General features: G+C 59.6%; 11 protein-coding genes. 5 read left to right on the top strand and 6 right to left on the bottom strand.

Annotated elements, in window-relative coordinates; translation table 11 throughout:
* From H483_RS39000 to H483_RS38995, 3 genes are all read left to right on the top strand, one after another.
* A partial coding sequence (locus H483_RS39000) for an XRE family transcriptional regulator (protein ID WP_152428112.1) occupies positions 1–192 on the top strand: 192 nt, incomplete at its 5' end.
* Positions 193–276: 84 nt separating this feature from the next.
* Positions 277–804 (top strand): GIY-YIG nuclease family protein, encoded by a 528-nt coding sequence (locus tag H483_RS37915; RefSeq protein WP_017838645.1) that lies wholly within the window; start codon positions 277–279, stop codon positions 802–804.
* Between the two features lie 484 nt (positions 805–1,288).
* The gene (locus H483_RS38995; RefSeq protein WP_081615265.1) at positions 1,289–2,086 is read left to right on the top strand and encodes a fumarylacetoacetate hydrolase family protein; all 798 of its coding nucleotides are present in this window, start codon (positions 1,289–1,291) and stop codon (positions 2,084–2,086) included.
* A gap of 88 nt (positions 2,087–2,174) precedes the next feature.
* Here H483_RS38995 and H483_RS38990 read toward each other — a convergent pair whose 3' ends face one another.
* The 6 genes from H483_RS38990 to H483_RS0120415 all read right to left on the bottom strand — a co-directional run bounded on the left by H483_RS38990 (position 2,175) and on the right by H483_RS0120415 (position 8,765).
* Positions 2,175–2,894 (bottom strand): IclR family transcriptional regulator, encoded by a 720-nt coding sequence (locus tag H483_RS38990; protein ID WP_238556448.1) that lies wholly within the window; start codon positions 2,892–2,894, stop codon positions 2,175–2,177.
* 37 nt (positions 2,895–2,931) lie between these two features.
* Positions 2,932–3,618 carry a GntR family transcriptional regulator gene (locus H483_RS37910; protein WP_017838642.1) on the bottom strand — a complete coding sequence of 229 codons (687 nt, stop codon included), beginning with the start codon at positions 3,616–3,618 and terminating at the stop codon, positions 2,932–2,934.
* Between the two features lie 68 nt (positions 3,619–3,686).
* The gene (locus tag H483_RS0120420; protein ID WP_017838641.1) at positions 3,687–5,027 is read right to left on the bottom strand and encodes an MFS transporter; all 1,341 of its coding nucleotides are present in this window, start codon (positions 5,025–5,027) and stop codon (positions 3,687–3,689) included.
* Positions 5,028–5,052: 25 nt separating this feature from the next.
* Positions 5,053–5,994, bottom strand: coding sequence for a 3-carboxyethylcatechol 2,3-dioxygenase (locus H483_RS37905; protein WP_017838640.1), 942 nt, complete (start codon positions 5,992–5,994; stop codon positions 5,053–5,055).
* Positions 5,991–6,878: an alpha/beta fold hydrolase gene (locus tag H483_RS37900; protein WP_017838639.1), complete on the bottom strand. Its 888-nt coding sequence runs from the start codon at positions 6,876–6,878 to the stop codon at positions 5,991–5,993. The genes H483_RS37905 and H483_RS37900 overlap by 4 nt, the downstream gene beginning before the upstream one ends.
* A gap of 12 nt (positions 6,879–6,890) precedes the next feature.
* Entirely contained in the window at positions 6,891–8,765 is a 1,875-nt protein-coding gene (locus tag H483_RS0120415) for an FAD-dependent monooxygenase (protein ID WP_042330430.1), read from the bottom strand.
* Between the two features lie 316 nt (positions 8,766–9,081).
* Here H483_RS0120415 and H483_RS37895 point away from each other — a divergent pair, with 316 nt between their 5' ends.
* On the top strand, positions 9,082–9,675 hold the full coding sequence (locus H483_RS37895; protein ID WP_017838637.1) for an isochorismatase family cysteine hydrolase: 594 nt from the start codon (positions 9,082–9,084) through the stop codon (positions 9,673–9,675).
* Between the two features lie 28 nt (positions 9,676–9,703).
* On the top strand, positions 9,704–10,825 hold the full coding sequence (locus H483_RS0120410; protein ID WP_031265463.1) for an alcohol dehydrogenase catalytic domain-containing protein: 1,122 nt from the start codon (positions 9,704–9,706) through the stop codon (positions 10,823–10,825).
* Positions 10,826–11,787 lie beyond the last annotated feature (962 nt).

Raw genomic sequence — 11,787 nt, 5'->3', positions numbered from 1 at the left:
GAGCTGGCCCGCCGAATCGGGATCACCCGCCAGAACCTGCACCACTGGCGCACTCATGGCGTGCGCGGCCTGCCGGCCCGCACCACCCTGGAGGGCGTCGCCGCCGAGCTACGTCTTCCGTATGTCCAAGTTCTCGAAGCGGCACTGCGTGATGCTGGCTACCTCGACGACGCTGCCCGCCTCATCGCCTAGTTCGATGAGTCCCGCGGCCCTGAACAGGACCACCAGAGCCTGCAGCGGGAACCCTCGGCGCCTACAGACGGGAAGCCACATCACATGACCGCCGTTGATCCGCTCGGCCCGGCGGCCTCGATTGCGGCCTTGAGTTCCACCACCCATCCGCTTGACGACCTGGCGACCCTGCCCGCGGCAGCCGGGTTGTACGCGTGGTGGACGGCACCCGAGATACTGCCGCAGCTTCTCGGCCCCGCCCATCCGCACGAGGACCTGCGCCTGCTCTACGTCGGGATCGCCTCGAACCTTCGGCGACGAATCATCAGCAATCACCTACGGCACAGCGGGAGCTCAACCCTGCGACGCACCATCGCCGGACTACTACTCGCCGAGCACGGCTACCGCACCGAGCGCACCGACCGCGTCGTGCTGATCGCCGAAGACGAAGCCCGACTCACAGACTGGATGCACACCCACCTTCGCCTGTCCTGGCGCCAGCACCCCTCGCCCACCGCTGTCGAGCCCACCGTCATAGAACGATGGGTACCACCGCTGAACCTCGACCATGCCACCGGTGCAACCCGCGACATCGTCAAGGCCGCCCGCATTGCCTACAACACGAGTGCCTGAACAGAGCCCCTGCCGGTAGCCAGTGATTCTGTAAAGCTAAAGCTGTCCGAGTTGTCGATAGCACGAGCTCGACTCTTCCCCGCGTGGTTCGCAGCTCGTTCGAACTCGGGACGACCCGACCTACCCAGAGGTGCGCATCGAGTCGATGATTCGAGAGCCTGTCAAGATTTCTGTGTATGCGGATAGTCAGTGGTAGGGGTTGATGCGGTCGGGGTAGGCGGCTGCGAGTTGGGCTAGGGCTTGTTTCCAATTCGTGGCCACTTGGCCTTCGACGGCCCGTCGTCTGCTACCTTGGCGGACCATTCAACTGGCCGCCCTCGTTTACACAGAGAACCCTTGCGATCTCCTCGATCGCTGCCGGCGCCAGTTGGCCCTCACATAAGTTATCCCCAACGAGCGGGTTCCAATCAGTGGAACTCGAAGGTCGATTATTGAAGCGGAGTACACCAAGCTGAAGGTGACCCCCGACCTAAGAAGGCGTTCGATGCACTTAACCGCTGATCAGACCATTGCAGTCGACCGTCTCGACTACGCCCGCGTAGCCGTAAAGCCGACATCGCCTGTTCGAGATGTCTTGGGTTCGACGGACGTTGACAGTGCTTACGCCGTTCAAGCTGCGCTGAATCAACGACGCATTGACGAAGGCGGCGTCGTCGTAGGTCATAAGATCGGTCTGACTTCCCCTGCTGTGCAAAAGCAACTGGGCGTCAGCCAGCCCGATTCTGGAATCCTGTTCGAAGACATGCGGTTTCCGGATCGGGGCGAAATTCGGGCGTCAGATCTATTACAACCCAAGGTGGAGGCAGAAGTTGCCTTCATACTCGGTGCTGATCTCGTCGGAGAACTCAGCCTAGAGACCGTACGCTCGGCAGTTACCTTCGCATTACCGGCACTCGAGATTGTGGACAGCCGGGTTTCCGATTGGGATATCACGATCGTGGACACTGTTGCCGACAATGGGTCCAGCGCGGCATTTGTTCTAGGTCATCCTATGGTGCCCCTCCACGAGGTTGAACCCCGCGACGTCCAAATGCAAATGACGGTAGATGGGAAAACTGTTTCAACGGGCAGCGGCGAAGACTGCCTAGGGGACCCACTGAACGCCCTGCTTTGGCTTGCTCGCTCAGCTCAGAAATTCGGAAATCCGCTTCGCGCTGGTCACATCATTCTATCCGGCGCCCTCGGCCCAATGGCACCGGTCACTGCTGGGAGTCTTGTCGAGGCCTCTATCACGGGCCTGGGTGACGTCTCTGTCCAGTTCATCTCCGAGCAGGACGACTAAACAGGGAAGTAGCGAAGGTTAATCGGCGCAATCATCACTGTCGCAGCTTGATTGGCTGCAGACCATCGGGCTGGGGTTTTCCCAACTCTCAGATGCTTCGGTAGTCGCGGTTATATGAGAGGCCAATCTGTCGAGCCGCCGATTTGACTGTTTCGATATGGTTGGCCGGCTTGAATCGCGACGCTGCCCCCGCCAGGGAGATGGCAGCAATAGGCGCGCCTCTGGTATCGAGTATTGGTGCCGCAACGCAGACAACTCCGAGTGCGGACTCCTCGTATTCAAATGACACTCGCTTCTCCAAAATTATGTCCAGCTGAGCCGAGAGCAATCCGAGCGAAACGATGGTGTGGGGTGTTAGTCGATCCAGTGGTTGACTAAGCACAGATGCGCGGTCCACTTGGGGCGCGAAGGCCAGCAAGGTCTTGCCTATCGCTGTTGCATGGAGCGGCATCCTGCCGCCCAACCTCGAAGGCGTTGTCGTGGGATGGCGTCCGTCTTTTTTGTAGACGTAGAGGACTTCGTTCTGGCTACGGACTCCGAGTTGTACTGTCCCGTGTGTACGTTCGTTGAGTTCGTCGAGGATCGGGCTGGCGATCTCGATAAGATCGCGTCCGATTGGAGCGCGAATGCCCAACTCGAATAGGCGCATCGAAATACGGTACCTATTATCGCGCCGATCAACCAGGCCAGCGCTTTCCAATTCTTTTAGATGTCTGTGAAGCGTTGATTTCGGGAGTTCCGTCATGCTCAACAAGTCGGAGAAAGTTAGTGCCGTCCGATCTGCCATGAAGCTTTCCAGGATTGCCATCGATTTACCGAGGACGGTTGGCCGCGGTGGCTGAGATTTAGTTCTCAAAGGTAGCCTCAAAAATTGTGACGGTTGCTTCAATGTGTGATTGCATCGCCACGCGTGCCACTTCGGCATTTCGGGAGCGGATTGCACCGCGGATGACGTCGTGGTCGTTGTTGCGGAGCATGACGGCATCGCCTGTAACGCCTTTTCCGCCGATGGTACTGATGAAGAAGTCGCTCATATCCCACATTCGTTCGCTTAGGTCGACCATTACTTGGGAGTGGGCCATCCTATGAATAGCGAGATGAAAGTCTCGGTTACGAAACCGGTACTCCCTTGATCGGGTTTCAGCACTCATATGGTCGGGAAAGTCGTCGATAGCCGACCAAGCGGCGTCTAGATCGGCGATTTGGTCTTCGGTTCGACGACTAGCCGCGGCGGCGGCGATTTCGCCCTCAAAGCGTCCAAACATTCGGAAGAAGTCGCGGATCTCCCGGGGCGGGTACTGTGCGACCCTACAGCCACTCTGTGGCACGATTTGAACGATCCCGATCGCTTCGAGTCGGCGCATCGCTTCCATCACTGGCTGCTTACTTACGCCGAACTCTGTCTTCACTTCCTCGATCGAGATGCGCGACCCTGCCGGATACTCGCCATCGAGAAGCCGTTCCTTGAGAACGTCCTGGACGATAACCGACAGTCGCTGGCCGCGGTCACGTACCCGCCCCTCGCTACTCATCTCTGGGACCCAAGGTTGGGCGCTTCTGGCGCTCGACGATGCCCTTGCGGTTCATTGATGCCCATAGCTCATTGTGACGCGAGCTCGTGATGCTCCTGACTCTGGTCGCCATCTCGGGCATCGGGCCGGCCGAGCTTGCCTGGCATCAGCATCACAGACACGACGGAGATGACCGCAACTATTACCAGGTAGAGCACGACGAGGTCGGTGGAGTTGTTGACCGCGAACAGCGCTGTGGCGATCGTCGGTGCGAAGGCAGCACCAGCAAGCTGGGAGATGGTGTAGCCAACCGAGGCGCCGCTGTAACGCACTTCCGGCGTGAAGGCCAGGCTGAACAGCGACCCAGTGACACCTCCTGCTGGCGCCATCGCGAGTCCGAAGACGAGTATCAATGCGATCGCGAAGTAGACGGGATTCGCGGTGTTGATAAGCGCGAATGCCGGGACGATGGAGATGAGCATTGCCACCGCGCCGAGGAGGTAGATGGTCTTGCGACCCCACCGGTCAGAAAGCGATCCAAAGACTGGGTAGAGCACGGTAGCGATGACCGCTGCGATGAACACACCCATCAGCACCTGTGGTCTGCCCATCTCAAGGAAGTTAGATCCATACCCTACGAGGTAGGACATGCAGATATAGGCGAACACGCCCTGCGACAGGTAGGTGCCGGCCACGAGGAAAATCTCGCGGGGGTTGCGGCTGAACGCCTCAGCTATGGGCATTTTGACTAGCTTTTCCTGGTTGTGGCGAACAGCCTCGAACTCCGGGCTCTCCGATACAGATGCGCGGATGAAGAGGCCGATAATGACCAGGACCGCGGACGCAAGGAAAGGAACGCGCCAGCCCCACGACTCGAACGCATCGGCGGGCAGCTGAGAGGCCAGGAAGAAGGCTATCGTTGCGAGCCCGACCCCTGCTGGGGCACCCATCTGCGGAAATGCCCCGAAGAAGCCGCGACGCCCTGGTGGGGCATGTTCGACGGCCATGAGTGTAGCGCCGCCCCACTCGCCACCGACTGCGAAACCTTGGATGAGGCGGAGGACCGTGAGCAGAATCGGCGCCGCGATACCGATCGTGGCGTAAGTAGGCATCAAGCCCATAAGTGCGGTCGCTGCACCCATCAGGACTAGGGAAATGACCAACATTTTCTTGCGTCCGACACGATCACCGTAGTGACCGAAGACGATTCCTCCGACTGGGCGGGCGAAGAATCCGACTCCGAAGGTGGCAAACGATAGGAGCGCTCCTACAAGGGGGCTCGCGGAGGGGAAGAACAGCGCCGGAAAGACCAACGCGGCGGCCGTTCCGTAGATGAAGAAGTCGTAGTATTCGACTGTAGTTCCGATGAAGCTAGCCATCGCGACTTTAGTCGGCGAGGTCTTCGCGGGAGGTGCCGTGGTGCCGGTCATGAGCGTATCTTTCGTTGATCCGACCTCAGTCGAGGATGGCGGTGGTAAGGGCGAAACCGGCGATGAGTTCCTTGATCGGCCGGTAATACGAGTGAGTGACGGTGTACGGTCCGGCAGCAGACAGTGCCGCGTAACCGGCGATCCAGGTACGCACCTCGTGGGATGAATTACCGGCGATCCGGGTCATCTCGTCGGGAGTCCAGCTGTCCAAGGGAGTCAGATCACCGGATGAAACGATGTCGAGAAACTCGCGGTCCCAATCCGGGGCAAGATCCTGGATGTCTGCCTTTCCGGCTGCGAAATCTCGAGCTGCCTGGATTACTCTCTGCTGACGTGCATCCCGAGCTTCCGGCGACAGTGGGCCGCCTTGGCCCATTAACGCCGCCCGTTGCGCGTCGGTGGCGGTAGCGATCCTAGGGACGGGAGGGTCGTGCGAAAGACCACCCGAGGCGATGATTAGGACCTTCTTGCCCAGCTGGCTCAAGTAGCGCCCAACGGACTCTCCAAGGAGTCGAACCCGCTGCACAGGCGTGAAGGGAGGAGCAACTGAGTTGATGAATATCGGCACCAGTGGCTTGGCCGTAATGTCGCCGTAGATAATTTCCATCGGCTGGACTGCACCGTGATCGACTTCCATCTGCAGCGACACGGACAGATCGATTCCATCCCTCAGGACTGACTGGGCCAGATCACGAGCGATTTCCTCGGGAACATCAAGTGGTCCCGACTGGCTGCCGTAGTCGCCGATACTGTTCGCCGCGCAACCGATGCAGAACGCCGGCATCAGGTTATAGAAGAACCCGTTGTAGTGGTCCGGACCGAAGTTGACCACGATGTCAGGGTTGTACTCGGAGACAAACTTTCGAGCGATCTCGAAGTTCTTTTCCAGGTCGGCCACAATTTCGGAGTCCAGGTCTGCGTGCTCCAGCAGGGGGCTGTGGCTCATTGCCAACAGGGCAAGCGTCATGACGCATCACCGGTCGCCCTACCGAGTAGAAAATCAAGGTGGATTCGGTTGAAGGTGGACGTGTCTTCGTACTGCGGCCAATGCCCACATTCGTCCATGACGGCAAGGCTCCCGTTGGGCAGCAACTCGGCAATCCGGCGACCTTCATCGACTGGGCCCGAGGGGTCTTTCGTAGTCCAGATGACGAGCGCCTCGGTCTCAATTGACCGCAGGTCGTCGTCCGAGATCATATTCCGCTTGCGGGTCTCCAAGTCCTGAAGGGCCATGTTCGACTTGCATGCTTCGAGCCAGTCCGGTTGTTCGAAAATTGCCTGACGCGTCCGGATGAGATCATCAGTGACCATGGCAGGATCTGCCATCAGCCATTCGAGGCGCGCCTTGACCCGCTCCCACGACGGGTCCTTCGCCGCCTCCATCGACAGGGTGTAGAGACGCTCCATAACGTTCGGGTTGGCCATCGTGCCACCCATGGTGTTGAGAACGAGCTTTTCAACCCGCTCTGGGTACAGCTGCGCATAGCGCGCCGCGACCCAGCCGCCCAGGGATTCACCACTGAGGTACGCCGAGTCAGCCCCTAGGGCATCCAAGATCGCGGTCACCTGGTCCACGTAGTGCGGAATCTCCAAGGGATGATCCGGCTTGGTGGAGTAACCATGCCCGATGAAGTCGATGGCATAGACGTTGAAGTGTTCGGCATGCGCCTGCAGATTCCGGACATACGCCTCAGCGTGACCGGTGATGCCATGCATGAAGAGCAAGAGCGGATTCGCGGGGTCGCCAGCATGCAGGTAGCGGGTACGGTACGGGCCAGCCTGAAGAAAACCCTGGCTGAATTCGACCTGGTTGAGGTCATTCCAGACGCTGGTGTAGGGATGCGAAGTCATAACGATTTCTCCTTAGTTGGAAACGAGAGTGATCTGTGGGACCGTGCTCGGTCGGGCTCGGGTGCTGTAGTCGGGATTATTCGAGGTCAATGCATCGCTGCGATGTGGGCGATCAAGAACCCGGCTAAGTGCGGCATCGAGTTGCTCGAAGGCAGCCTCTTCATCTGAAACGGCATGGCTCTGGCGCCAGGCGACGTAACCATCGGGACGTACGAGCAAAGCCCCTGCCTCGTCGATCTCCCGTACCTGCCGCCAATATCCATAGGGATCAGCGGCGCCCTGTGTGCCAATTACGACCGTGCGAAGGAAGGGCAGATCGAGTTTGTCTGCGGCAGCCACCCACGCAGTTCCCGCCAGACCGGTCAGCAGCGTCATCTGCCCCTGCCCGACCACGTCTAGTGTGGAGACTCGCGTGCCGTCTGGACCGACGAGCCAGGCGTGGGGAATTTTGGCCCCCGGGCGGGTAGTCGGCTGCAAGTACAGCTCACGATCGCGCATCCAGACTTCCTCGCCGGAATCAGCGAGTACCGCAGAGGATGAGTAGCGCTGGTTGAGTTCGACACCATGAGCGTTGAACTCGGTGTTCTTGAGCTCGAGCGCCCGGTACAACTGCTCGCGCGCATTCACACCATCAGGCGTGGGTTCCTTCAGTTTCTCTAGCCCCGCCGCGACTGGGTCATCCGCATCCTGATCAAAAAACTCGCGTAGCCCAGCGTAATCTTTGCGAGATTGGTTGGCCCGAGCAACAATCTGCTTGCCAACTGGGACGCGTTCGTCGTCGTATGACTGTGGCAGCCCCTCCCCTGCGTACCCCTTGACACTGAACGCGATCTTCCAAGCAAGGTTGAACGCATCCTGCATGCTCGTATTTGATCCAAGTCCGCTACTCGGCGGATGGCGGTGCACCGCATCGCCTCCACAGAAAACCCGACCATGCGAGTACTTCGTGGCGTGCTGCTGGTTCACGTACCACAGCGACTTAGTGATGATGTCGATTTCAAGGTTGGGATCGCCAACGAGCGTGCGAATTTGGGCGGTGACAACCTCATCGTCAAGGTTCGGCTCGCCGGCCGCCATATCGAAACCCCACCCAGCGATCCACTGGTTCCACGGTTTGATAGCCCGGAGCAGGCCCATACCAATCTCGCCGAATCCAGCCTTGGAGTTCATAATCCAGTGCAAGATGCTCGGCCTGTGCTCGACATACCGGCTCAGGTCCGCATCAAAGAGAATGTAGGCGGTCCCGGCACGAGCCAATTCGCCCTCAAACGGCAGATCGATCTGTTCCGCAATCACTGAGCGGGCACCATCGAAACCGAGTAAGTATCGCGCACGCTGAGTAAACACGTGCCCCGTCCTGTTATCACGGAACCGGACCGTCACACCGTGGGCATCTTGCTCGTGGTCCAGATACTCCGTGTTGAAGCTAACCACGGCTCCACGCTCAGCCGCCTTATTGATGAGGATCGGCTCCATCATGGGCTGCGGAATGTCCAACATGGTGCACGGGCTGCCGGCTAAGTAGTCACCCGAGCGCCCGTCACCTGTGCCCCACGTCTGCAGGCGGACAATCTCCTCACCAGCAAGGCTCGTGGTGAAAAGTGTGTCGCCCATCTGATCCCAGGGCGTAGCAAAGCGGCGCGCATCGTCCTCGAGGCCAAGGTCTCGCAGAACTTCGACGGCTCGCTGATTTGTGATGTGTGCACGAGGTGAATTCGCTACCCACGGGAACATCGTCACCGCGTGCACGCGAACTCCGTACGTCGCAAGCGCAACTGCAGCAGTACCGCCACCTGGACCAAGCCCAACGACGACGACATCGGTATCGAACCCACTTCCGTCATCGGGGAAGGGCTCAAAGATTGGGGGGACGTTCTGGTGTGTCATGGGTGCGCTCCGCGTCTTCGCCGGGTTACTTGGATCACAAAGTGATCGCCATCACGCAAATGTCTAGCATGCCAGTTTGGTCGCAGGCAACACTGCTGACGCGGCAAGCACCTCATCATGCGTCCAGTTATGACCTGTCGAGGTGACGGTTTCGCCTAACGACACTGGACATCGTGCTAACTGTTGTGTCTCAGGTCACAATGATCTACGGTGGCTGGCACGCTAGTTAGCTCTCACCTGACTAGCGACGACAGCGCCACAGGTCGGTAGTACCCGTGGCTCTCATCCTTAACTGCCCTCAAGATCGGACAGCTCTATGGACCTGAATCCCTCCACCACCGCGGTCATCGCGTGCCACTTCGAGAACGACATCGTCGGTGCCAATGGCGCCTTCGCCCCCTTCTTCCGCACTCAGATCGACCAGCGCAACGTTTTGGACGCCGCTGGGCGCCTACTCAACGGCGTTCGCGCAAAAAACGCGCAGGTCGTCTACGTACGTGTCGCCTTCCAAGCAGGACACAGCGACCTGGTCTCGAACACCCCACTTCTGAGCATGGTCGCTCAGCAAGGTTCTCTCCTGGACGACAGCTTCGGGTCCGAGATCATTAATGAGCTCAAGCCAGCTGATGACGACTGGATCGTCACTAACCCGAAGGTCAGCGCTTTCGCTAGCAGCAATCTCGACGAGCGCCTTCGCCAAGCCGGCATTGACACCGTTGTCCTGTTCGGGGTTGCAACCAACGTGTCAGTTGAAAGTTCTGGCAGAGCAGCAGGCGACCTCGGATACCGAGTCATCATCGCCTCCGATGCGTGCTCCGCAGCCTCCGAAGAAGCCCATCAGGCGACGCTCGACAGCTTCGGCCTACTCGGTGAAGTTGCATCGACCGACGAAATTCTTTCAGCTCTCTGACCCGCTCGATCAACCCAGGAGTACCCACATGACTGACATGCTCGCCGCCCGGCTCCACGAGATCGGCGGATCAATGCGCTTGGAGCGGGTCCCGCTTCCCCAGCCGCGACCGACCGACGTCGTCGTTCGCGTCGAAGCTTGCAACGTAGTCCCAAATCTCAAGAACGTCCTAGCCACCTACGCCGAGTGGTTCCCGTACCTACCTCTCCCGAAGCTGCCTGCGATTTTCGGGCTGGACTCCGCTGGCGTCGTCACTGCCATCGGCGATCAAGTAACCGGTATCGAGGTTGGCGATAGGGTCTACGTCAATCCTGGTCTGACCTGTGGCTCTTGCCGAGCATGCCGGCGCGGAGAGGACCCCAACTGCGAGAAATACACTTTCATGGGGTACTTCGCATTCGGACCTGAAGGGCAGAAGCTGTTCGATGCATACCCATACGGCGGGCTAGGCGAATACCTGACAGCACCGCAACGCAACCTCGTCAAGCTCCCGGACTCGGTTTCTTTTGAGGAGGGAGCCCGCTTCGGCTACCTCGCTACCGCCTATTCGGCGCTGCGTAAGGCTAAAGCTGGACCGGGCAAGACCGTTCTAGTGGACGGCATCAGCGGCACCCTTGGAATTGGTGCTCTTCTTAACTGCCTGGCAATGGGTGTCACCAAGATATTCGGCACTGGCCGAAACGCCGATCTTCTAGCCGACATCAAGGAAGTGGCTCCCGACCGCGTCGAGGTTCACCCTGCCGGCACTGGCGATCTTGGAGAATGGGTTCGGAAGCACAATAACGGTCACGGCGTCGACATCGTGATCGATGCACTCGGTCCGGGCGCACCCGCCGACAGCTTCCTCGAAGCAATCGGGGCGCTTGAAAGAGGCGGCGTCGCAGTAGACATCGGCGGCATGATGGAAAAGCCCGGACTGGACCTGTTTGCCATGATGTGCAAGCAGCAGTCGGTTCTAGGGAGCCTCTGGTTCACCACCGGCGAGGCACAAGAGATGGCAGACATGGCAGGAAGCGGCGCCCTCGACCTATCCGTTTTCGAGCACCACGTGTTCCCTCTCACAGAAATTAACGAGGCACTCAACGAAGGACTACCTGCCCGCCACGGCGGCTTCACAAACTTCATCGCGAAGCCTGGTCACGAGGGTTAAAGAGAACGAGTCACACGTTCCCGCGCATCGGGCCACGAAACGGCCGCGGCCCGGTGCGCGCCACCAAGATCTGGAAGACATGGCGAAGGCACCTCCGCTGACGCTCCCCCGGGCCGGCAGCGACGTCCTGCCACAAGCTGCGCCCGGCGGGATTTCGAGCCGTGCCCTAAACAGAGCCGGACCGCCGGTATCCAGACCTTATGTAAAGCCGCAAGAACTCTATGGGCGCTCCCCGCACATAGAGAGGATCCGGGTAACAGTCCAAGCTTCCGCCCGAACCAGCTCGGAGCTGCACATTAGCTCCGTCAGTGCGGCGAGCCCAAGCGGAATGGCTCCGTTGGACAGGCCCCATTCCTGAGACACGCAGATGGTCCCTGAACTGGCTTTCTCCCTGCGGTCGTTGCGCCTGCCGCAATCTGTATGCGAGTTCCGCAATCACGCTCCGGTCGACATCGGCGGCCACGACAGTCCACCGCGACTGTCTTCGTCCTGCGTGCCCCTACGGCTGACATGCCTCCACCTGGCGACATACCCAACAGCCTGATCGCACCGGAGGCTACCGACCCTGTCGCGCTCGCGCTCCACGAAGAAGCGGATAACGCACTTTCCCATCAAACGATGCCGAGTTGTAGAATGTGCGAACTCGACCCCTCCCAGACTTGCTTGCAGCTCGTTCGAGATCGGGCCGCACCTGACCTGCGCGTAGGCGCGCATCGAGTCGAAAGTTCGAGGTCTGCCCGATGGCGAAACCGGGCCACAGACAGCATGCCGAATACTGCTCTCACCTGCGACTCTTCGCCGGAGTTCGCGCTTCCTGCGACACATTCGCACATTTTGCGAAGCGCGTGACAATCGCCCGGAATCCACACCCGGGCCTTCTCCCAGGGCCGTCGTGCATGAACCCGATGAGGCATAGCGTCTCGGCCCGGGCTTCAGCCGGGAACTCGACACCCCGCAACCCG

Source organism: Dietzia sp. UCD-THP, from assembly GCF_000349585.1.
GTDB lineage: Bacteria > Actinomycetota > Actinomycetes > Mycobacteriales > Mycobacteriaceae > Dietzia > Dietzia natronolimnaea_A.
The sequence above is the reverse complement of the archived record's forward strand: the minus strand, read 5'-3'. Positions and strand labels throughout refer to the sequence as shown.